Source organism: Proteus vulgaris (assembly GCF_016239305.1).
In the GTDB taxonomy this organism is placed as follows: Bacteria; Pseudomonadota; Gammaproteobacteria; order Enterobacterales; family Enterobacteriaceae; genus Proteus; species Proteus vulgaris_C.
The window spans coordinates 169,996-193,985 of record NZ_JAEHOQ010000004.1 but is presented as its reverse complement, the minus strand read 5'-3'; the positions used below and the strand labels follow the sequence as shown (position 1 = coordinate 193,985).

At 40.5% G+C, this 23,990-nt stretch carries 20 protein-coding genes; 12 read left to right on the top strand and 8 right to left on the bottom strand.

From position 1 onward, the window contains the following. Position 1 precedes the first annotated feature (1 nt). Entirely contained in the window at positions 2–1,432 is a 1,431-nt protein-coding gene (gene phrB / locus JEP40_RS04575) for a deoxyribodipyrimidine photo-lyase (protein WP_198622649.1), read from the top strand. Positions 1,433–1,471: 39 nt separating this feature from the next. Further along, on the top strand, positions 1,472–2,449 hold the full coding sequence (locus tag JEP40_RS04570) for a glycosyltransferase (protein WP_198622648.1): 978 nt from the start codon (positions 1,472–1,474) through the stop codon (positions 2,447–2,449). A 60-nt stretch (positions 2,450–2,509) separates the two neighbouring features. Here JEP40_RS04570 and ppc read toward each other — a convergent pair whose 3' ends face one another. From ppc to metB, 5 genes are all read right to left on the bottom strand, one after another. Then, positions 2,510–5,146: a phosphoenolpyruvate carboxylase gene (gene ppc / locus JEP40_RS04565; protein WP_109409917.1), complete on the bottom strand. Its 2,637-nt coding sequence runs from the start codon at positions 5,144–5,146 to the stop codon at positions 2,510–2,512. A 473-nt stretch (positions 5,147–5,619) separates the two neighbouring features. Then, positions 5,620–5,781, bottom strand: a complete 162-nt coding sequence (locus JEP40_RS04560; RefSeq protein WP_198622647.1) for a YtxH domain-containing protein — start codon at positions 5,779–5,781, stop codon at positions 5,620–5,622. Between the two features lie 84 nt (positions 5,782–5,865). After that, positions 5,866–6,378, bottom strand: a complete 513-nt coding sequence (locus JEP40_RS04555) for a TIGR00645 family protein (protein ID WP_198622646.1) — start codon at positions 6,376–6,378, stop codon at positions 5,866–5,868. A gap of 123 nt (positions 6,379–6,501) precedes the next feature. Then, on the bottom strand, positions 6,502–8,940 hold the full coding sequence (locus JEP40_RS04550; protein WP_198622645.1) for a bifunctional aspartate kinase/homoserine dehydrogenase II: 2,439 nt from the start codon (positions 8,938–8,940) through the stop codon (positions 6,502–6,504). A gap of 9 nt (positions 8,941–8,949) precedes the next feature. Then, entirely contained in the window at positions 8,950–10,110 is a 1,161-nt protein-coding gene (gene metB, locus JEP40_RS04545; RefSeq protein ID WP_198622644.1) for a cystathionine gamma-synthase, read from the bottom strand. Positions 10,111–10,392: 282 nt separating this feature from the next. On the opposite strand from metB, the gene metJ reads away from it, so the two are divergent. Then, positions 10,393–10,710 (top strand): met regulon transcriptional regulator MetJ, encoded by a 318-nt coding sequence (gene metJ / locus JEP40_RS04540; protein WP_036933283.1) that lies wholly within the window; start codon positions 10,393–10,395, stop codon positions 10,708–10,710. Positions 10,711–10,915: 205 nt separating this feature from the next. Here the strand turns inward: metJ and yjjJ are convergent, their stop codons facing one another. Both yjjJ and rpmE read right to left on the bottom strand, forming a co-directional pair. Then, on the bottom strand, positions 10,916–12,220 hold the full coding sequence (yjjJ, locus tag JEP40_RS04535; RefSeq protein WP_198622643.1) for a type II toxin-antitoxin system HipA family toxin YjjJ: 1,305 nt from the start codon (positions 12,218–12,220) through the stop codon (positions 10,916–10,918). Positions 12,221–12,433: 213 nt separating this feature from the next. Next, a complete protein-coding gene (gene rpmE, locus JEP40_RS04530; protein WP_151436601.1) occupies positions 12,434–12,646 on the bottom strand; it encodes a 50S ribosomal protein L31 in 213 nt (70 codons plus the stop codon). Between the two features lie 203 nt (positions 12,647–12,849). On the opposite strand from rpmE, the gene priA reads away from it, so the two are divergent. The 7 genes from priA (at position 12,850) to rraA (ending at position 20,875) form a co-directional block, all read left to right on the top strand. After that, positions 12,850–15,051 carry a primosomal protein N' gene (gene priA / locus JEP40_RS04525; RefSeq protein WP_198622642.1) on the top strand — a complete coding sequence of 734 codons (2,202 nt, stop codon included), beginning with the start codon at positions 12,850–12,852 and terminating at the stop codon, positions 15,049–15,051. 306 nt (positions 15,052–15,357) lie between these two features. Further along, entirely contained in the window at positions 15,358–16,389 is a 1,032-nt protein-coding gene (gene cytR / locus JEP40_RS04520) for a DNA-binding transcriptional regulator CytR (RefSeq protein WP_198622641.1), read from the top strand. A 70-nt stretch (positions 16,390–16,459) separates the two neighbouring features. Continuing rightward, on the top strand, positions 16,460–17,257 hold the full coding sequence (locus JEP40_RS04515; RefSeq protein ID WP_198622640.1) for an SPOR domain-containing protein: 798 nt from the start codon (positions 16,460–16,462) through the stop codon (positions 17,255–17,257). A gap of 112 nt (positions 17,258–17,369) precedes the next feature. After that, positions 17,370–17,900 carry an ATP-dependent protease subunit HslV gene (gene hslV / locus JEP40_RS04510; protein WP_165121928.1) on the top strand — a complete coding sequence of 177 codons (531 nt, stop codon included), beginning with the start codon at positions 17,370–17,372 and terminating at the stop codon, positions 17,898–17,900. Positions 17,901–17,912: 12 nt separating this feature from the next. Continuing rightward, a complete protein-coding gene (hslU, locus tag JEP40_RS04505; RefSeq protein WP_198622639.1) occupies positions 17,913–19,247 on the top strand; it encodes an HslU--HslV peptidase ATPase subunit in 1,335 nt (444 codons plus the stop codon). A 97-nt stretch (positions 19,248–19,344) separates the two neighbouring features. After that, a complete protein-coding gene (locus JEP40_RS04500) occupies positions 19,345–20,262 on the top strand; it encodes a 1,4-dihydroxy-2-naphthoate polyprenyltransferase (protein WP_109409910.1) in 918 nt (305 codons plus the stop codon). A gap of 109 nt (positions 20,263–20,371) precedes the next feature. Continuing rightward, positions 20,372–20,875 carry a ribonuclease E activity regulator RraA gene (gene rraA / locus JEP40_RS04495; RefSeq protein WP_166539335.1) on the top strand — a complete coding sequence of 168 codons (504 nt, stop codon included), beginning with the start codon at positions 20,372–20,374 and terminating at the stop codon, positions 20,873–20,875. A gap of 92 nt (positions 20,876–20,967) precedes the next feature. Here rraA and zapB read toward each other — a convergent pair whose 3' ends face one another. After that, complete coding sequence (gene zapB, locus JEP40_RS04490) at positions 20,968–21,210, bottom strand: septal ring assembly protein ZapB (RefSeq protein ID WP_072064652.1); 243 nt, start codon at positions 21,208–21,210, stop codon at positions 20,968–20,970. 293 nt (positions 21,211–21,503) lie between these two features. Between zapB and JEP40_RS04485 the strand changes: the two genes are divergently transcribed. Together JEP40_RS04485 and glpK are read left to right on the top strand one after the other, a co-directional pair. Beyond that, positions 21,504–22,319, top strand: coding sequence for an MIP/aquaporin family protein (locus JEP40_RS04485; protein ID WP_109409908.1), 816 nt, complete (start codon positions 21,504–21,506; stop codon positions 22,317–22,319). A 42-nt stretch (positions 22,320–22,361) separates the two neighbouring features. Further along, positions 22,362–23,894 carry a glycerol kinase GlpK gene (gene glpK, locus JEP40_RS04480; protein WP_198622638.1) on the top strand — a complete coding sequence of 511 codons (1,533 nt, stop codon included), beginning with the start codon at positions 22,362–22,364 and terminating at the stop codon, positions 23,892–23,894. The last annotated feature ends 96 nt before the right edge of the window (positions 23,895–23,990 follow it).

Sequence of the window (23,990 nt, the reverse complement as noted above, 5' to 3'; positions counted from 1 at the left end):
CATGCACCCGTCTCCTGTTCATTTAGTTTGGTTTCGTAATGATTTAAGAGTGACGGATAACAAGGCACTCTTTAATGCTTGCCAAGATAAACACGCACAGGTGCATGCCCTTTTCACCATTACGCCTGAACAATGGAAAGCCCATCATATGGCTTTGTCATGTCAGGCGTTTATTCATGATGCGTTACTTAATCTTTCGATATCGCTGGCAAAACTCAATATTCCACTCACATTAGTGATTAGTAATACTTATTCAAATGCAGCCAATGAAGTGGCGCACTATTGCCAACAACATCAAGTTACTGCGCTTTTTTTCAATCACCAATATGCCCTTAATGAGCAACGCCGTGATAAAAAAGTCTCTGAGTTACTAGAGAATAAGACAACCGTTTATGCCTATCATGACAATGTGTTTATTCCACCGGGTAATGTAGTCACCCAACAAGGAGAGATGTATAAGGTTTTTACTCCCTTTAGAAATGCATTCTTGCGACTCTTTTTTTCACAAAATAATGCTTCGTTACCGATCCCTGAGATCAGAACACATCAAAAAGTTGTATCACCTTTAAAAGCCCCGCTGTTTTCACTTGAAAATACAAGCTCGCCCTCTTTTATCGCCACTGAAGAAGAGGCACTTAAACGCTTAAAACAATTCTGTTATGAAAGCGTCCCACATTATGCAAAATGGCGAGACATTCCAGCAGTTGATGGCACAAGTCGATTATCCCCTTATCTTTCGATTGGATTACTATCTATTCGCCAATGTTTTAATCGCCTATACCAAACGGAGCCTGATTTTTTAGAAAACAGTTCATCAGGTGCCTTTGTGTGGTTTAACGAATTGGTTTGGCGAGAGTTTTATCAACACTTAATTGTGGCTAATCCTCATTTATGCAAACACATTGCCTTTCAGCTTTGGACTGAAAAAATTAATTGGCGTAATGATGAAGAGGAATTTAATGCTTGGACACAAGGTTTAACCGGCTTTCCTATTATTGATGCCGCCATGAGACAACTTAATCACACAGGTTGGATGCATAACCGCTTACGTATGCTCACAGCCAGTTTTCTTATAAAAGATTTATTAATTGATTGGCGTTGGGGTGAGCGTTATTTTATGTCACAGCTCATTGATGGCGATTTCGCATCAAATAACGGTGGTTGGCAATGGGCTGCGTCCACAGGAACCGATGCAGTACCTTATTTTCGAATTTTCAATCCCACAACCCAAGGTCGCAAGTTTGATCCTGATGGCGAATTTATCCGTCATTGGCTTCCTGAGCTAGCCAATGTGCCTAGTCGGTATATTCACACACCTCATGAATGGGCCGCAAAAACCAATAATTCTCTTGATTATCCATTACCGATAGTTGATCACGCCAAAGCACGAATAAGAGCGATTGAGTCTTATGAAAAGGCAAAAAAGGGGTAAGATAGCAAAACTTTATTTATTGATAACTGGCTCAATATTGTGAAAATACCCAAAATTTCTGTCATTGTTCCTATGTTTAATGAAGCGTCTCGTATAACGAGATTATTGGATAGTGTGCTCACACAAACTTTCACTGATATTGAAGTCATTATTGTTAATGATGGTTCGACAGATAATAGTGCTGAAATCGCAACCTCTTATTGCCAAAAAGATGTGCGTGTGACGCTTTATCAACAAACTAATCAAGGATTATCCAGCGCAAGAAATACGGGTTTAAAATATGCTCAAGGTGAATGGATAATTTTTTTTGATAGCGATGATTTTATTAAACCTGAATTGCTCGCACATTGGTATCAACTAGCCGTTACGCAACACGTTGATGTTTTAATTGGCAATGGCGAACGATACAATCCATGTGATCTTAAAAAGCACCAAAAAACAATCCATCAACGACAACCTTATCAAAAAGTCATAAAAGGCAGTGAGTGGATCATTCATGCCGTCACTCAACACCAATGGCCACATTTCGTTTGGTTGCAATTAATCCGACATGACTTAATAAAAAAATACCAACTTCAATTTATTGAAGGTCTTTATCATGAAGATATACTGTGGACAACACAATTAGCGCTTGTTGCAGAGCGAATGGGTTTTGATAACCAACCTCTCTATTATTACTGCGCTAATCCTGACTCTATTACACGCAAACCCGACCAACAAAAAGAAGCCAAACGAACCCAAAGTTATTTGCAGATAATCTTACAGTTATTAAAAGAAGCAGATAAACAATCTGATCAGTTATTAGCGAAAGCACTCCGCCAACAAGCTGTTCGTGAATTAGGTAGTTTTTTTATTCTTTTTCGTAAATGTTGTGATGCACAAAATCAAAAAATAATCGCAAAACAATTTTCTAGTTACTCTTTATTTTCTTCTCTTAATAAAGGGGTAACTAATTGGCATCAACGCTGGTTTATTTTTCGTGTTAATTGCATTTTATTTATCGCGTCTTTAAAATAAATAAGCATAAAAAAACAGCGCCTAATTAAGCGCTGTTTTTAATTTTTCACTCGCTAAGCACTAACCAGTATTACGCATACCCGCTGCAATACCAGCAATTGTTACCATTAGCGCTTGTTCAATACGTGGATCAGACTCACTATGAGTACGAGAGCGCTGTAATAACTCAGCCTGAAGTACGTTTAATGGATCAGTATACACATTACGTAGCGCAATAGATTCCGCTACCCACGGTAAATCCGCCATTAAGTGCTCATCTTTTGAAATTGCCAAGACACTCTTAATATCATCAGAAAGTTGTTGACGTAATTTCGCTCCTAATGGCCATAAACGCTCTTCAACTAAACGTTGATCATAATATTCCGCTAACCATAAATCCGCTTTGGCATACACCATTTCCAACATAGCAATACGTGTATTGAAGAACGGCCAGTTCTCACACATATCATCTAATACCGCTTGTTTTCCGCTATCGATTTCATGTTGTAACGCGGCTCCTGCCCCCAACCAAGCAGGTAACATTAATCGGTTTTGAGTCCATGCAAAGATCCACGGGATCGCACGCAAAGTTTCAACGCCCCCTGTTGGACGACGTTTGGCTGGGCGTGAACCAAGAGGTAATTTCCCCAATTCCCCTTCTGGGGTTGCCGCCCTAAAGTAAGGCACAAAGTCTTCTTGTCCTCGAACATAATCACGATACATTGCACAAGAAACGTCAGACAATGAATCCATCACTTCAATCCAAGGGGCTTTGGGTTCTGGTGGTGGCAATAAGTTAGCTTCTAAAATCGCGCCTGCATAGTGAGCTAGACTGCTAATTGTCACTTGTGGCAAACCAAACTTAAAGCGGATCATTTCACCTTGCTCAGTTACACGCAGGCCACCTTTCAGGCTTCCTGGTGGTTGAGATAGTAATGCTGCATGAGCTGGTGCACCGCCACGACCAATGGTACCGCCACGTCCATGGAATAATGTTAATGTTACGCCTGATTTTTCACAAAGTTTGATCAGAGAATCTTGAGCTCGATATTGTGCCCATGACGCAGCCATCACACCCGCATCTTTTGCAGAGTCTGAATAGCCAATCATCACCATTTGCTTGTCATCAATTAAATCGCGGTACCACGGAATATCAAACAGACGAGTCATCACGCTTTCAGCGTTATTTAAGTCTTCAAGTGTTTCAAATAACGGAGCAACCGGTAAGCGAATATCCGCACCCGCTTCTTTTAATAAAAGTTTTACTGCTAATACATCAGAAGGCACTTTTGCCATTGAGATAACATAAGAAGCGATAGAATCTTTTGGTGATTGCGCAATAACACGGCAAGTCTCAAATACTTCTTGTGTCGGGGCACTAGGTTGCCAATTTGTAGGAATAAGAGGACGCTTAGAGTTTAATTCTTCCAGTAAGAATGTTTGTTTTTGCTCTTCCGACCAAGCCGCATAATCGCCCAACTCTAAATATTGTGTTAATTCAGAGAGCGCTTCCGTGTGATTGGTGCTTTCTTGGCGAATATCCAGTTTAACTAGTTGTAAGCCAAAACAACGGATACGACGTAATGTATCTAACAATTGCCCATTGGCAATAATACGCATACCACACTGAGTCAACGATTGATAACATGCATAAAGTGGTTCCCAAAGCTCTGCATTATCAATTAATAGCCCTTCAGGTGGCAGAGATTGTTGGCCTTTAATGCGTTGTTCTAAATAATCACGGGTCACTTGTAAGCGAGTACGTAACTGTTTAGCAATTTCACGATAAGGCTCTGCAACTTCAGCACCCCCCGCTAATTCACGCAGTTCAGGTGTACTTTCTGTCATCGAAAGTTCTGAAACAAGCACTTGGATATCATTTAAGAATAAATCAGCAGCTTTCCAACGACTTAATAGTAAAGCATGACGCGTAATTTCTGCTGTAACGTTTGGGTTACCATCACGGTCTCCCCCCATCCATGATGTAAAACGAATAGGTGAGGCTTCTACTGGTAAGTTGTAATCTATCGATTCTTTAAGCTGCTCATTAAATTCACGTAAGAAAGCGGGAACACCTTCCCATAAACTATTTTCAACAACAGCAAAACCCCATTTTGCTTCATCAATTGGCGTTGGACGGATTTTTCTAATTTCATCTGTGTGCCATGATTGAGCAACTAACTGGCGTAAGCGACGCATAATATTCGTGCGTTCATAATCGGCTAAATCATCATGATCGAGTTGAGATAAACAGGTATTAACTTCAACCAGCTTATGGATCAGAGTACGACGTGCAATTTCGGTTGGATGCGCCGTTAATACCAGCTCAATAGAGATTTGTTCTACGGCTTCTTTTAATTGTGCATCCGTAAAATTCTTATCTTTTAGTCGAGAGATTAATTTTGCCAATGCCACCGGATTACTCGCGGCTTCACCATGAGGTGAAATGCTATGGTATTGTTCGGCTACATTCGTCAGGTTCAAGAATTGATTGAATGCTCTAGCAACGGGTAATAATTCATCATTAGAGAGATTCTGTAACGTGAGTAACAACTTTTGTCGCTGCACTTCATTACCTGCTCGTGATGATTTAGATAATTTTCGAATAGATTCGACCTTATCTAAAATTTCCTCACCAAGTGCTTCTTTTATCGTATCTCCAAGTAGCTTGCCAAGCATACTGACATTGCTACGCATAGCAGAATATTGTTGATTCATGAGACTCCTGACCTTGTCTTTGTGGCGGTAACAACATGCATCTTCCTATTAGAAAAGTCATGTCCTCCCAGTTGTGTAATTAACTTTCATTTCTAATGTGACTTTATTTTGATTTTTGTGATAAGCCACACTGCTTTTTTTACTTAGCCTACTATTCATATCAGAAAATAATCGTTTTGGGGGATTTTTCTGAAATTTAATTACGGCTTTAGTCTTATAAGAATGGCTAATATTCGTGTTGTTTTGGCTCAATTTTGCTAAGAATAAGGACATTTTTTCGTTTCTTATCTACTAAGAAGAGTTTTTTACTAGAAAGGGGAGGATACGTAAAAATTTATCTGGCGAAAAATTTAGATGATTTTTTTTAATATTGATAATTTGTCTGGTGTCTTTTCTCCTATTTCACAATATCAATACCTGTTAAATAGAAAAGGCGCTGACTATGCAGCGCCTTGTGTTAACAAATAGCATATTCATTTTTTCAATGAATCAATCTTTTTTTCTACGTTTTCTTTAAGATCAGATGCACCATGTTTTATATCGTGGGCAACTTCAGATAATTCTTCTTCTGTCCGATGCTTCACCTCCGTCGCTTTATCTTTTAGCTGATCAACATGTTTTTCAATTTTTGACATTAATCGCTCCTTTCTGACTAGAGATGATTTAAGTATAGCCAAGGTTAAAAATAACGACGTGTTGTAGCTCTCATTTTATCACTCTTAATTGGTTTTATTCGCCCGCTTGCTTCGTTTAGAGATCTTCTCTAAATATCCCATCACAAAAGCGGAAAAAACAAAAGTCAGATGTAGCACCACATACCATAGTAACTTGTTATCAGGGATATTTTTTAAGTCCATAAAAACCCCTAATAAATGAATAGAAGAGATAGCAACAATAGAAGCAGCAACTTTATTTTTCAGCGATTCTGCATCCATATTACCTAACCAAGAGAGTTTATCCTTCGCACCTTCGATTTCCATATTGGTAATAAAATTCTCATAACCTGAGAAAATTACCATTATCAATAACCCACCCACTAATGCCAAATCAATTAGCGATAATAAACGTAAAACTAAATCAGCTTCAGATAAGGCAAAAATATTAGGCAAGATCTCGTACATTGACTGAAAAAACTTGATCGTCAATGCCAATAATCCAAGCGATAAACCGATATAAACAGGTGCAAATAACCAACGAGAGCGATACATCCATTTTTCTACAACTCTATTCATATTTCCTCTCTATCTACACAAATTAATAATGATCTTTTTCAGTATAGAAGAGAAAAAAATACACAGAAAACTATCAGCAATAAAAAAATCACTGATAGTTTTGATTAAAAAGAAAATATCGTTTTACAATAATTGAGAAAGACGATTGAGATCAGACTGAATAGCACCGGCAGTCACATCGCGCCCCGCGCCGGGACCTCTAATTACTAATGGGTTATCACGATACCAACGACTTTCAATCGCAAACAAATTATCTCCGGGTAACAATGATGCCAGTGGATGATCTTTTCTCACTGCTTCCACTCCCACTTTGGCTTTTCCATTGGCATCAAAACGCGCGATATATCGCAATACCATATCCATTTCATTGGCAGCCGCTAATCGCTGTGCCATTTGTTCATTGATCAACGCGCTGTTATCAAAGAACTCTTCTAACGAACCCGTTTCAGCTTGTACAGGCACTAAAGATTCAACTCGTACTTGCTCTGGTTCGATGTCATAACCTGCTTCACGAGCAAGAATAACCAGCTTACGCATTACATCTTGTCCTGATAAATCAATTCGCGGATCAGGCTCCGTTAACCCTTGTTGCCATGCTTGTTCTACCAATTCACTAAACGGCACAGAGCCATCAAATTGTAAGAATAACCACGATAATGTACCTGAAAAAATACCACTAATTGATAAAATGGAATCGCCACTTTCACGTAAATCGCGCACTGTATGGTTAATCGGTAAACCTGCGCCTACAGTGGCATTATATAACCAATGACGGCCAGTTTTAGAGAAGGCGTCTCGTGTGGTGCGATAGCGTAAACTTGATGCAGAGCCTGCAATTTTATTAGCGCTAATAACATGAAAACCATAGCTGGCAAAATCTTCATAAGATGTAGCAAGGGATTCATTCGCTGTAATATCAACAACCACTAAATCATCATAAGGGTGTGCTCTCATCCAAAGATAAAGTGATTCTTCAGTATGTTCTGTTGATTCTTCATCAAAGAAAGCCAATGCTCGACTAGGATCAATACCTTGATAATCAAGTAAACTACGGCGACTATCAACGACACCAGCAAGAATAAATTCAAAATCACTGCGTGCAGATAACGGCTCTTGTTCTCGAGCAAAAAGCTCTAACCAACGAGAGCCAATATTTCCTTTACCAAACAGCACTAAACCAATTTGTTTTTCGGCTCTAAATAAAGTTTGGTGTAAACCTTGTAATAGATGCTCAGTATAATTGCGCAATACAGCGACTAAGCTGATGTTATCTTCAGCATGCCAAATAAATTCAACCGGCTGATCTTTAAGTTGCTGATAAAAACGATGGCAATGCAGTGGATTTTTACACACACCCGCACCAACTAACGCCACTAAAGAGAACCCTTCACGTAAATGTAATTTACCCGGCAAAACCGCATCTTGTAATACATCTAAAGCACTGTTAGCCACTTCACTGGTATAACAAAGTTGTAAAAGTTGACTGTCTTTATCCACGCCAATTGCTAAAGGACGAATTTGCGCACGCTTAAGTAATTCATCAACATCTTTTACTACTTGCTCAAAGTTTTGATGGGATGAGAGTTGTAGCTCAATTAAACAAACATCGTCATGGCTTGTGACTATCTTCGCGCCAGTTCCTGATGCTAAAACACGTTCTATGCGAGTAGAACCCTGCTCTGGTTGATAACTACAGCGAAGTTGCAAATCAATGTTACTACCTGATACGGGTTGCAATGTACGTGTATGTAAAACTGGGGCGGCTAAACGCGCCAATTCACTGGCTTCATCTAAGCGTAATAAAGGCAATAAGCAGGCATCTTTAACTTTACGTGGGTCAGCGCTGTATACCCCCGCAACATCACTCCAAATTGTCACTTTTCCGACATCAGCTAACGCACCGACTTGTGTCGCTGAATAGTCACTGCCGTTACGACCCAATAAAACTGTTTCACCTTGTTGGTTACGACTAATAAAACCCGTTACTACAAAACGACTTTCAGGGTGCTTGGCTAATAGTGATTGCAATAATGGCCGAGATAACGTTTCGTTCACTTGAGGTTGTGCGGCTCTTTCTGCACACAAAAACTCACGGGCATCTAACCAAACACTCGGTAAACCTTGTTCAGTCAGTAATTTTGCCATTAATTTCGCAGACCAAATTTCACCATGACCGACAACTTCGGCATAAGTCGCATCTGTAATAGGCTTATCAAGCAAATAACTCAAACGTTCGAGATCAGCAATAAAGGCTTGAGAGAGAAGCTCTGCATTCTCTTTTGAAAGAAGTCCTTCAATTAAGGATAATTGGTAACGTCGTAATGTTTGCTGAACTTGATGCGCTGAAATGCGATCACTTTGACTCAGTTTGAGCCAGCTAATTAGCTGATTAGTTGTTGATCCTGCAGCTGAAACCACCATAAGATCATTAGGTTGGCTATAGTTTGTCATGATATTCACGACACGTTGATAACATTTTATGTCTGCAAGACTGCTACCACCGAATTTATGTAACTGGCGGCAAATCGGTTCCGCCTGTTGTTTAATTGCCACTACGCTCATGATCCATGGTTACCTTTTAGTTGCTGCATCAAACGCACTTTGCAAATCGTTAATTAAATCCTGACTATCTTCAATGCCTACAGAGATCCGAAGTAATGAGGGACTGATCCCCGCTATTTTTTTCGCCTCTTCTGACATACCTGCATGTGTCATCGTGGCAGGGTGACAAATTAAGGTTTCTACCCCACCTAAAGATTCTGCCAGTGTAAAGAGTGTTAATTGAGATAAAAAGAGTTTAATCACCGCCAATCCTCCTTTTAACTCAAAACTTAACATCGCACCGAAACCTTGCTGCTGTTTTTTTGCTATTTGATGGCCTGCATGATTTTCCAGTGCGGGGTAATATATTTTATCGACTAAAGGTTGTGTCTGTAAAAATGCCACTAATGCCTGTGCATTTTCTTGTTGTAGTCGAATTCGTGGCACGAGTGTTCTTATACCTCGTAATAATAAATAGCTATCAAACGCGCCAGATGTAACACCGATATTATTTGCCCACCAGCTTAACTCCTCAAGCAATTTCTGACTCTGACAGATAACAACACCTGCCACAATATCAGAATGTCCATTAAGATATTTTGTACAGGAATGCACAACGATATCGGCTCCCAAGGTCAAAGGTTGTTGTAAAACCGGGCTCATAAAGGTGTTATCCGCCACCACTAATGCCCCTTGTTGGTGAGCTAATTCACTGATCTTTCGAATATCCGTTATTCTTAATAATGGATTGCTAGGTGTCTCAATAAAAACAATTTTAGGCTTATGAGCTAAGGCTTGTTGTAATGCGACATCATCATTTTGATCAACAAAAATAACACGATAAGCTCCACGTTCTTGTTGGCTGTTAAATAGACGATAGCTTCCCCCATAGCAGTCATGAGGTGCAACAATGACATCATCTGGCTTAAGAAAAACTGTGCAAATTAAATGAATTGCTGACATTCCACTACTGGTGACAACTGCGCCTAAACCACCTTCTAATTCAGCTAATGCTTTTTGCACCATATCGCGGGTAGGATTGCCACGGCGAGAATAATCATGTTCGCGAGGCTGATTAAATTCTAAAAAATTATAGGTACTAGAAAGATAGATAGGCGGTACTACACAACCAAATTGTGAGTCTTCATTTAGCCCATTATGGATAGCAATTGTTGCTGTTTTCTTCGTCATACAGGCACCTTGTCACAGCGATAAGTGGGGAAGTCGACAACAGCATATCTAATTAGACACCAAGACGTCAATACATCTAGACATCTAAACTCCTTTACGGATAGATTAAGTAATGGAATAATAGCCGAATTAAGGATATCACCAGTAACTATCACTTTTTCTCTCACCTTCAATCAGAAGAGTCGGTGGTTTTAGAAAAGTCATGATAAACTGGTATTGCCCATCAGAATGTGGGTTAACCCTATTCTGACTTCAACTAAATGATATTAATAAAGGTAATCCATGGCTGAATGGAACGGTGAATATATCAGCCCTTACGCTGAGCATGGCAAAAAGAGTGAGCAAGTTAAAAAAATCACAGTTTCAATTCCATTGAAAGTGTTGAAAATTTTGACCGATGAACGCACTCGCCGTCAGGTTAATAACCTAAAACATGCAACCAATAGTGAATTATTGTGTGAAGCATTTTTGCACGCATTTACCGGACAGCCTCTCCCAAATGATGAAGACTTACGTAAAGAGCGTAACGATGAAATCCCTGAAGAGGCAAAAGAAATAATGCGCCAGCACGGGGTTGATCCCGATACTTGGGAGTATTAATCAGCGTCGATTTATTGACTCATTGCTTGATTAACACGAACAAAAAAGCCCAAAGCAAAAACTTTGGGCTTCAGATTATGACAACCCCCTTGGTTTTACTCGAAGGGGGTTATTTAGATATACATCGAAGATTTTTCCCATCAGTTATCTGCGTCAAACACAGCAATGCATTATCTTAACTTAATTTTTTTAAGTCTATTTGTCATTATCCTAGGCGAGATATACGCGAACTTGCTTCATCAAGATGACTACGTAATGCTTTAAGGCATGGCGAAAAATTATCGGAAAAACAATTACAGCTATTAGCTAAAGTATAAAACTGCTCGGCTAACTCTAAACATTCCTGCCAGATTTCACCACTGATCCCATCAAGTAATGTTACTGGGCGAAGCGTATTAACTATTTCACCACCAGACTTAGGCGCAAATCCCATTGGTAAAATATCGTAGGCAGGTGAAAGCGCATATGGGCGACCATGGCTACTGATAAACGATAAGTTGCCATGGTGCATATCAGTATTCCCAATTAACATACCAAATGCCCAGCGACGTACTGTGCTAATTGCAGCATCAGGATGAACATGTTTTTGTTTAATTAGCTCATTAACTAACACAGGCCAAGGCTCTCTTGCTCGTCCTATAAACTCAACATCTAGTGCTTGTAAAGAAAAAAGTCCTATACGACCTAATGGACCTACACGGTCAAATCGTGGGATTTCAAGAAAGCGTTGCCCTTCAAAATCAAACACCTCTGTTTCAACGCCAAGTACTTTTAATACCAGATGCTCAGATTGAAGCAGATCACGCCAACGCTCACTAACAGCGTTATCATCAGAAGCCGTAAATTTTACGATAACATGGCCTTTATCTGTATAGGTGCAAAATTTGGGTTGCTCCCCACCAGCGGATGAACCAGGATCTTCTCCCGAACTAACGGTTCGCGCTAATATAGGATACGCTTTAGCACGTTCAACAATTTTTGGTGTCTGCATACCCAAAAATTGATCTCTTGCCTGCTCTCCTATTAGCAGATTTCCCACTACATCATGTCCATGAGTCAGTAATGCTCTAATTATATCTGTATCAGACCAACGCTCTGGATTGTGAGGTAAACCAAGCTCAGCCGAATAGGCAGAAGCATAAGCTCTCCCAAGATATCCTTGGGGACGCATATCCAATAACCACCACGGCAAACCTTCGCTATGAAGACTCACATTATCTATTCGCTCCATAACAAAGCCTTCTGAATAAACTGGCGTTAATTTACCTAGAGGTTTGACTTTACCTTCTTCATTTATGCGATAAATAGGTACAGAATTGAACCCACGGAAACTATCACGCAAAGCATATTGAATAGAAGCTCCCGAGCCAATTCTAACAATATCGTCACCTAACGCATTTAATGCCCGTGATAACGTTGGCTGACTAACATTAATTATATCAGTCAGTTGCCTTGATGATTTAGGGCCATCACGTAGTATTTGCCGTATCACTTCAGAGCGTGTTGTCATAACATTAGTTACTTTATGAATAGATTTATGAATAGATTTATGAATAGATAACTTATCAGTTGTAATCTAGCTTGTCACTCTCAACAACCATTATTTAAAAAGAGAAAACGTTGCCCATAAAAAAAGCCCAAAGCAAAAACTTTGGGCTTTTCTTCAATTCCAAACTGTCCGCAAGATACTAGGCATTGCTGATATCTTGTGACAACAAATATCTTATTTGCTGCCTGGGATTTTGAAACGTTTGTTGAACAGATCAACACGACCACCGGTTGCAACATCACGTTGTTTACCAGTATAGAATGGGTGGCATTTATCACAAACGTCCAGATTCAGGTTATGACCTGCAGTGGAGTTGATTTTCATAACGTTACCGCAAGAACAAGATGCAGTAATTTCTTCGTATTTAGGATGGATATCTTTTTTCATGGAAAACCTCTACTAAGGCCGTGTCGCCATTCAGCCCACAGCCGAACACCACACGTCGTGTTGATTGAAATTAAGTGTCTGGTAATTTATCTACCAAAGGGGGCGGATCATACAGAATATCCACTAAACGCGCAATGAAATCTGCACACTTTTTGTGATATTCTTAACGCTACCTTTTCGCAAAAATACTCGGAAACCCTGATATGACTATAGTTCAGGTAATTTTACCTGTACCACTGTTCTCCTCCTTTGATTATCTGTTACCAGAAGAGATCAATACGCCTGTTATTGGCAATCGGGTGATTGTTCCTTTTGGGAATAAACGCCGTTCTCTAGGTATTGTCAAAGGGCTCAGCACACACAGTGAGTTTCCTATCGAAAAGCTAAAACCTATTGAGGAAATTCTCGACACTGAAACACTTTTCCCGGGTGTTCTGTGGGATATGTTAAATTGGGCTTCAGCATATTATCACTACCCTTTAGGGGAAGTATTATTTCATGCCATGCCCATTTTGTTACGGCAAGGCAAGCCGGCTGAATTTACTCCGTTATGGCAATGGTATGCCACAAAAGAGGGAGCGAATATCGACCTTAACAGTTTAAAAGGGGCGAAAAAACAGCAACAAGCCTTAGCCGCACTTCGTCGTACACCTTTATATCGCCATCAGCTTGATGAATTCGATATCACCACAGCAACACTCAATAACCTAAAAAAGAAAGAGTTTGCGGACTTACGCCCAATACAACCGGCCCCCATATATTGGCACAATGATTTTGCAGTACAAGGTGAACGATTTAAATTAAATACCGAACAAGCTATCGCAGTTGGTGCCATTACGGCTCAAGCTGATCAATTCTCACCTTGGCTATTATTAGGGATCACCGGTTCAGGCAAAACAGAAGTTTATTTAAGTGTATTAGAAAAAATTCTCGCACAAGGTAAGCAAGCCTTAGTTCTTGTGCCTGAAATTGGCTTAACGCCTCAAACTATTCGTCGTTTTAAAGCACGTTTTAATGCCCCTGTAGATGTTTTGCATTCTGGATTAAATGATACAGAACGTTTAGCCGTTTGGTTGCGCGCCAAGCGTGGTGATAATGCTATTATTATTGGCACACGTTCAGCACTTCTTACTCCTTTTCAACATCTTGGCATTATTATTATCGATGAAGAGCACGACAGCTCTTATAAACAACAAGATGGTTGGCGTTACCATGCTCGTGATTTAGCCGTATTTCGTGCAAAACAAGAAAATATTCCTATCGTAATGGGAACAGCAACGCCATCAATTGAAACCAGTTTTAATGTTGAACAAAAAAAATATCAGCAGTTAACACTCACCCAACGAGCAGGCAATGCGAAGCCAGCAACCGAACACTTGATTGATTTAAAAGGGCAACCACTCACAACCGGGCTGTCTCCTATCCTTATTAAAGCGATAAAAGAGCATCTTAATGCAGGGAACCAAGCCATGCTCTTTTTAAATCGTCGTGGGTTTTCCCCCGCATTGTTATGTCATGAGTGTGGGTGGATAGCAGAATGTCCTCGGTGTGATCACTATTACACGCTACATCAAAAGCATGGTATGTTGCGTTGCCATCAATGTGATAGTCAACGACGAATTCCAGCCCAATGCCCACAATGTGGTTCAACTAATTTAATGCCTGTAGGGCTAGGAACAGAGCAACTTGAACAAGGGATTGGTGAGTTATTTCCTGATACACCTGTAACTCGAATTGATAAAGATACCACTAGCCGTAAAGGGGCTTTAGAACAACAACTTGAAGATATTTACCAAGGTGGCTCCCGCATTCTTATTGGTACACAAATGCTGGCCAAAGGGCATCATTTTCCCGATGTGACTTTAGTGGCTTTGCTGGATGTTGATGGCGCTCTGTTCTCCAGTGATTTCCGTGCGGCCGAACGCTTTGCCCAGCTTTACACACAAGTATCAGGTCGCGCTGGCCGAGCTGGTAAGCAAGGCGCTGTATATTTACAAACACACCAACCTGACCACCCTCTTTTGTTAACGCTATTAGAAAAAGGCTATGATGCTTTTACCAAAGAAGCTTTACAAGAGCGACAAGCCACCTTCTTACCGCCTTATTCCAGCCATATCATGATCCGCTCAGAAGATCATAATAACCAACGTGCGCCTCAATTTTTACGGCAACTCAAACAGTTTTTTGAACAGCATCCAATGCGAGATCCCAATTTATGGGTTATGGGGCCTGTTCCTGCTATTCAAGCTAAACGCGGAGGAAACTATCGTTGGCAATTATTACTACAACATCCTTCGCGGGGTTATTTACAAAAATTAATGTCTGTTACTTATCCTCAAATTGTGGCGTTACCTGAGAGTAAGAAAGTGAAATGGAATATTGATGTTGACCCAACAGATTGTTAATCGTCTTTTTATGTCTATTTGAATATATTTCAGCCAAATTTATGTTGATAATAAAATTCTGATTAAATTCTAGTTACAGTCCAAGACTATTTATCAATTTTGCGAACTAACTCATAAAAACGATTGGTATCACACTTTTTATGCAAACTAGGTAACAGTATCTATTTAAAAAGCGGGTAGAATAACAATTTAGAATATTTCTCGAATTAAAACCGTCGATAAAATCTTTTTTTTGAGCACCGGCGGTTTTTTTACAAATAAAAAAGCAATCGTTTAACTAAACCATCCAAAAGGGAGGTATGGGGTTTGCAACAGAATAATAAAGATAATACGCAAGCAACAATGAAAGATGTTGCCCTTGCAGCCGGCGTGTCCACAGCAACCGTGTCACGTACTTTAATGAATCCGGAAAAAGTATCCTCACAAACCCGTCAGAAAGTTGAACAGGCTGTTCTTGACGTGGGCTATTACCCACATAACCTGTCAAAAAATCTTAAGCGCAATGAGTCAAAAACGATCCTTGTGATCGTCCCTAACATCAGTGATCCCTTTTTTACTGATGTTGTGTGTGGCATTGAAGAAACGGCTGCACAACATGGTTATCTCGTTCTTATTGGTGATTGTAAGCATCAGCAAAAACACGAAAATGCATTTATTAATCTCATTATCACCAAACAAATTGATGGTATGTTACTACTTGGTTCACACATTCCTTTCGATGTTTCCAAAGAAGAGCAGAAAAACCTACCTCCAATGATCATGGCAAATGAGTTTGCACCTGAACTTGAGCTGCCTACTGTTCATATAGATAATCTCACTGCCTCTTTTAGGGCAACGCACTATTTACAGCAAATGGGTCATAAGCGTATTGCTTGTATTACGGGCCCAGAAGATATGCCTTTATGCCGTTATCGCTTACAAGGCTATATTCAAGCTATGCGTAGAACAGGTGTTCCTTTACGTGAAGATTATATTATTCGTGGTGATTTTACCCATGAAAGTGGTGCAGAAAGTCTGAAAAAACTGATTTCTTTACCAGAACCACCGACTGCTGTGTTTTGCCATAGTGATATTATGGCGATTGGCGTTATGTGGCAGGCGAAAAAGCTAGGGTTAGAACTCCCAAAAGATCTCTCTGTTATTGGTTTTGATAATCTTGATATCACACGTTACAGCGAACCCGCACTAACAACGATGGAACAACCTCGTTATGAAATTGGACGCCAATCTATGTTGTTGTTGCTCGACCAATTACAAGGTAGACCTGTCGCACCCGGTTCTCGCTTATTAGATTGTGAGCTAATTATAAGAGATAGTGTCTATCAGCTTAAAAGCTAGGCAAAACACACTATGTTAAGTAACATATCGTTTGTGATACCTATTCCTTTAATTATCAGCGAATCGAACTGTGGCACAACGAGACTATGTGGGACGAGGGCAGACATCTGCTCGTCGTAAAAAAACAACGAAAAGTAAAAGTAAAAAGGCTGCTAAAGGGCTGCCTTTGACAACACTTATCGCGGCAATCGCAATTGTGGCGCTGTTTATCGGTGGCCTCTATTTTATTACGCATAATAAAAAAGAAGTCGTAGAAACAGCACCTGCAATCACAGGGCAGCATCCAGCGAATAGTTTACCGCCTAAGCCGCAAGAGCGTTGGCAGTACATTAAAGAACTGGAAAATCGTCAGGTGGGTACACCTTTATTGCCCGAATCTTCCTCTTCAGGTAGCCAGATTAATCCGAAAGCAACACTTTCACCTGAACAACTGAGATTTTTGCAACAAATTGAAGCAGATAAACGTCAACCCGCGGTTCAGTTACCTGAAGTTCCTTACAATGGGGAAGTTCCGCGCTCGCAAGTGAGAATAACACCACCAGCAACAACCCAGCCTTCTGTTGTTCAACAACCAATACAGGCTCAACCGGAGCAAGTGCCTGCACCTGCTGTTGTTACACCACCTAAACCGGCGGTTACTGAAGCAAACTTTTTAGTGCAATGTGGCTCATTTAAAAATACAGAACAAGCCGAATCAGTAAGAGCAACACTGGCTTTTTCTGGCGTTGAAAGTCGTGTAACAAAAGGTAATGATGGCTGGATACGTGTATTATCAGGCCCTTACAGTAAAGAACAAGCCAATTCAGTAAATAGACAAGCCGCGGGTGCTGGCGTATCTGGTTGTATTCTTCGCTCTTCTGGGGGTTGAAAAATAAATTTTCTCCCCCACCTATAATTCTAATTCACATAACGGGCAGTGCTGTATTTCAAATATAAGCACTTCCCGTCTCATTTTTATTGATTAAACCAGGGGCTGACTCATGACTACAATCGTAAGTGTTCGCCGTAAGGGCCAAGTTGTAATCGGTGGTGATGGACAGGCGACGATGGGTAATACCGTCATGAAAGGCAATGTTCGCAAAGTACGCCGTCTTTATAACGACAAAGTCATTGCGGGATTTGCTGGCGGCACTGCTGATGCTTTTACTCTTTTTGAACTGTTTGAACGCAAATTAGAACTTCACCAAGGGCATTTAACCAAAGCTGCGGTAGAGCTCGCAAAAGATTGGCGTACAGACAGAATGCTGCGCAAATTAGAAGCACTACTTGCTGTTGCGGATGAAAGCACATCTCTTATCATCACGGGTAACGGTGATGTTGTTCAACCAGAAAACGATTTAATTGCTATCGGCTCTGGTGGCCCTTATGCACAAGCAGCGGCAAGAGCCATGCTAGAAAATACTGAACTTTCTGCACGCGAAATCGCTGAAAAAGCGCTGAGCATCGCTGGAGATATTTGTATTTACACTAACCATAATGTCAACTTTGAAGAACTCTCTTCAAAAGAGTAAGGATTTGAGAGCATGTCTGAAATGACTCCTCGCGAAATAGCCAGCGAACTTGATAGATTTATTATTGGTCAAGATAAAGCGAAACGTGCTGTGGCAATCGCCCTACGTAACCGCTGGCGTCGTATGCAGCTCGACGAAGCGCTGCGCCATGAAGTAACACCTAAAAATATTCTGATGATTGGGCCTACTGGTGTAGGTAAAACTGAAATTGCACGTCGTTTAGCAAAATTAGCCAATGCACCTTTCATCAAAGTAGAAGCAACTAAATTCACCGAAGTGGGTTATGTAGGTAAAGAAGTCGATTCTATTATCCGTGACTTAACCGACTCTGCAGTCAAAATGGTGCGTAGCCAAGCGATTGATAAAAATCGTTTCCGTGCTGAGGAAATGGCTGAAGAACGCATTCTTGATACACTTATTCCTCCTGCAAAAAATAACTGGGGTGTTACAGAGCAAGCCTCTGAACCTTCAGCTGCTCGTCAATCTTTCCGTAAAAAATTACGTGAGGGTCAATTAGACGATAAAGAGATTGAAATTGAGTTATCTGCAACACCAATGGGTGTTGAAATCATGGCTCCTCCAGGAATGGAAGAGATGACAAACCAATTACAATCTATGTTCCAAAATTTAGCTGGGCAGAAACAAAAAGCGCGTAAGATGAAAATCAAAGATGCGTTTAAGCTTATTGTTGAAGAAGAAGCAGCTAAATTAGTTAATCCTGAAGAGCTTAAACAACAAGCTATTGATGCGGTAGAGCAACACGGTATTGTCTTTATTGATGAAGTAGACAAAATCTGTAAACGTGGTGGACAAAGTTCTGGCCCTGATGTTTCTCGTGAGGGTGTACAACGTGACCTCTTACCTCTGGTTGAAGGTTGTACAGTTTCAACAAAACACGGTATGGTAAAAACAGACCATATCCTGTTTATTGCGTCAGGTGCTTTCCAAGTTTCCAGTCCTTCTGATTTAATTCCTGAATTACAAGGACGTCTGCCAATTCGCGTTGAACTTCAAGCGCTGACAGCAGAAGATTTTGAGCGTATTCTTACAGAGCCTAATGCATCGTTAACAAAACAGTATGAAGCTTTAATGGCAACCGAAGGGGTTTCTATTAGCTTTACTGAAGATGGTATTCGTAAAATTGCTGAATCAGCATGGCGTGTGAATGAAACGACCGAAAATATCGGCGCTCGTCGTTTACATACTGTTTTAGAACGCTTAATGGAAGAAATTTCCTACGATGCAAGCGAACGACAAGGTCAATCTATATTGATTGATGCAGAATATGTGAAACAGCATCTGGATGAGCTTGTAGCAGATGAAGATCTGAGTCGATTTATTTTATAATCAACTTGTGCGATCCTTATCAGCAATATTTACGTGGGAGGCTTGCCTCCCATTCTTATTTTTATAATAACAACGAACATGAGTATCGAATTTCAGCATGAGCTCTCTAAATTCCACTAGCCGGACTCAAGCCTGGCTTGAAAGTTTACGACCCAAAACACTGCCTTTAGGGTTAATTGCCATTGTGACTGGCTCCGCATTAGCGTATTGGATGGGGCATTTTGAGCTACCTATTGCACTACTTGCTATTTTGACAGCAGGTACATTACAAATTCTATCAAACCTTGCTAATGACTATGGTGATGCTGTAAAAGGCACCGATACAGAAGAGCGTTTAGGGCCACTTCGTGGAATGCAAAAAGGCGTAATAACGCCAGCTCAAATGAAAAAAGCCTTAATATTAAATGTCATCATCTCTTGCATTTCAGGTATTGCACTGATTATTGTCGCGTGCAAAAAACCCGAAGATGCCATTGGCTTTTTAGTGATGGGATTACTCGCCATTGTCGCTGCTATTACCTATACCGTAGGTAGACGCCCTTATGGCTATATGGGATTAGGTGATATTTCTGTCTTAATATTCTTTGGTTGGTTAAGCGTAATCGGAACTTATTATTTACAATCCAACACCTTTGATATTGTCACACTACTTCCTGCCACAGCCTGTGGTTTACTTTCTGTCGCTGTTCTAAACATTAATAATATGCGCGATTTAGAAAGTGATATTCAAGCGGGTAAAAATACATTAGCCGTTCGCTTAGGCCCTGCTGGCTCACGAACTTACCATACCTGTGTCATTTTTCTCTCTATTGCTTGCTTAATTATCTTCACTCTACTTTATATGCATCGCTGGACAGCGTGGTTATTTTTACTCGCTACCCCTATGCTTTTACTGCATATCAAACGTGTTAATGCCGATCATTCTGGTGAAGCGATGCGCCCTTTACTTGAACATATGGTAAAAGCGGCACTACTCACTAACGTGCTCTTCTCTTTAGGTTTAGTTTTAGAATAATTTAGCCCGATTGTTGATTTGACTCACTGAATTTTCAGTGAGTCTTTTGCCAACAGCCCCTGTTAAGGGATATACTGGCTTTTCCTGTGGCAACCTGACGTAATCTCCTATGAAATATGATACTTCTGAACTCTGTGATATCTATCAAGAAGATATCAATGTCGTAGAACCGCTTTTCTCAAACTTTGGTGGTCAAAGTGCCTTTAGTGGGCAAATTATCACCGTGAAATGTTTTGAAGATAATGGCCTGCTTTATGACTTACTCGAAGAAAATGGCAAAGGCCGTATTCTTTTAGTTGATGGCGGTGGCTCTGTACGCAAAGCCTTAATTGATGCTGAATTGGCGCAACTTGCCGTATCGAATGAATGGGAAGGCATTGTCGTTTATGGCGCAGTACGTCAAGTTGATACATTGTCAGAACTTGATTTAGGTATTCAAGCCATGGCTGCGATACCAGCAGGTTGCCCGAGTGAAGGTATTGGTGAAAGCGATATCCGCGTCAACTTTGGCGGTGTTACGTTCTTCTCTGGTGATTATCTTTATGCCGATAACACGGGGATCATCTTATCAGAAGAGCCTTTAGGCTTAGATGAAGATTTAATTGAAGAATAATTTTACTTTCATCTGCTTTCTTATGATTTAAGAAACAAAAGCCACCGTCTGGTGGCTTTTGTTTTTAGGCTTTAGAGACAAAATAAAGACAACTACTGTACGTCTTCCATTTTGCCTAACAGCGCGCGTAAACGCTCTTGCCAGCTTGATTGCTCTTGTTTTAGCTCTTCGTTTTCACGAACAAGAGCTTCGCGTGATCCTTTCGCTTCTTGAACTTCTTGGCTCAGCGCATCATTTTTTTCTTTTAGCTCTTCAATTTCCATCTGTAATAACGTGATGGTATCAATAGCTTGTTGTACTTTTGATTCTAACTTTTCGAAAACTTCAAATGACATACTGTAATCCCCCATATAATCGATACTCCCGATTGTAAGTAGCCTATCAACAACTGTCTAGCATCTTCCGTGGAATTACATTCTTTTTTCAATTTATCAAAAACACTGGTCAGATCACATTACAAATGTCGATCGAGTCACTAATTAAGAGCGTTTTCACTCATTTTCTTGATGAGACACACAAATTTCAATTTCGCTTATTCTCGTTTACGCTCATTAACGATAAATTCACAGTTATCTTTTCAATTCGAAAAGAATACTAACAATAAATAACCTCTTTCAGGATAGAATATATGAGCCAGACGAAAACCTCTCTTATGGGTCAATGCATTTCTGAATTTATCGGAACTGCGTTGCTAGTCTTCTTCGGCCTTGGTTGTGTTGCTGCAGTACGTATTGCAGGAGCAGAGCTAGGACTGTGGGAGATAAGTATTATCTGGGGGCTAGGTGTTGCCTTAGCCGTTTATCTTACCGCGGGCACATCTGGTGCTCACTTGAACCCGGCAGTTACCGTTGCGTTTTGGTTATTTGCTTGCTTTGAACGCAGAAAAGTTATCCCTTATATTATTGCTCAAATGTTAGGTGGCTTCTTTGCCGCTGCCATTGTGTACTTTATGTACTACAGTGTTTTTCTCGACTACGAACAAGTTAATGGCATTGTCAGAGGCTCACAAGAAAGTCTCTTCACTGCCGGTGTATTCTCTACTTATCCCGCAGCTCAAATTTCTGTTGCACATGCCTTTGTTGTCGAAGTTATTATTGCCGTTATCCTTGTTGGCTTAATTTTAGCCTTAACTGATGATGGTAACGGTGTACCTAAAGGCCCATTAGCACCTTTACTAATTGGTATCTTAATTGCCGTTATCGGTGGTGCATTTGGTCCATTAACAGGATTCGCCTTAAACCCTGCTCGTGACTTTGGTCCAAAACTGGTTGCGTACTTTGCTGGCTGGGGTGATATTGCACTGACTGGTGGACGTGATATTCCTTATTTCTTAGTTCCAATGATTGCTCCATTTATCGGTGGTATCTTGGGTGCATTGGCTTACCGTAAATTAATTGGCCGTCACTTACCTTGCGATACCTGCAAAATTGAAGACGATAAATAATACTTAGAGCAAGATTGTTGATTATCAGAACAGGTTACTAACATGACAACAGAAACAAATACATCGAATACCGAAAAAAAATACATTGTTGCACTTGATCAGGGTACAACCAGCTCACGTGCCGTAGTTATTGATCATGATGCAAATATCGTCAGTATTTCACAACGCGAATTCACTCAAATTTATCCTAAGCCAGGCTGGGTTGAACACGATCCAATGGAAATTTGGGCAACACAAAGTGCAACCTTAGTTGAAGTATTAGCAAAAGCAGATATTCCATCTGATCATGTAGCAGGCATCGGTATCACAAACCAACGTGAAACCACCATTGTATGGGATAAAGAAACGGGTAAACCTGTTTATAACGCAATTGTATGGCAATGTCGCCGTACTGCTGATTTCTGTACTCGCTTAAAAGATAAAGAAGGTGTTGAAGAGTATATTCGCCAAAATACAGGCTTAATGGTTGACCCCTATTTCTCTGGTACTAAATTAAAGTGGATCCTCGACAATGTCGAAGGGGCACGTGAAAAAGCAGAAAATGGCGAGTTATTATTCGGTACTGTCGATACTTGGTTAGTTTGGAAAATGACACAAGGCCGTGTTCACGTTACAGATTTCACTAACGCTTCTCGTACCATGTTATTTAATATCCACTCTTTAGATTGGGATCAGAAAATCCTTGATCTACTGGATATTCCTCGCAATATGTTGCCAAAAGTGGTGCCATCTTCAGAAGTTTATGGCCAAACAAACATTGGTGGTAAAGGCGGTACACGTATTCCTATCGCGGGTATGGCTGGTGACCAACAAGCTGCACTTTATGGTCAACTTTGCGTACAAAGTGGTATGGCAAAAAATACCTATGGTACAGGCTGTTTCTTACTGATGAATACAGGTACAGAAGCTGTTCGCTCTAATCATGGTTTGTTAACAACTATCTGCTGTGGCCCACGTGGCGAAGTGAATTATGCCTTAGAAGGTGCCGTATTCGTTGGTGGTGCGTCTATTCAATGGCTACGTGATGAATTAAAACTTATCGATGAAGCAACCGACTCTGAATACTTCGCTACTAAGGTTAATGATACTAACGGTGTCTATGTTGTTCCAGCCTTTACCGGCCTAGGTGCACCTTATTGGGATCCGTATGCGCGCGGTGCTATCTTCGGTTTAACCCGTGGTGCTAACCGTAATCATATTATTCGTGCAACCTTAGAATCTATCGCTTACCAAACACGCGATGTTTTAGATGCAATGCAAGCCGATTCAGGCGCACGTTTACAATCATTGCGTGTTGATGGTGGTGCGGTTGCTAATAACTTCTTAATGCAATTTCAGTCCGATATTTTAGGTACTCGTGTTGAACGCCCTGTTGTCCGTGAAAGTACAGCATTAGGTGCGGCATTCCTTGCGGGTCTTGCTATTGGTTTCTGGAACGATTTAGAAGAAGTTAAAAATAAAGCGGCGATTGATAAAGAATTCCGCCCTGGTATTGAAACCACTGAGCGTAACTACCGTTATAACGGTTGGAAAAAAGCGGTTGCTCGAGCACAAGAGTGGGAAGATCGCGCTTAATTAATACAACGATTTGAGAGAGAAGTAGCCTAGGCTACAAAACCAAAATGCCGAGAAATATCTATTCTCGGCATTTTTTGTTTAATTTACTACAGC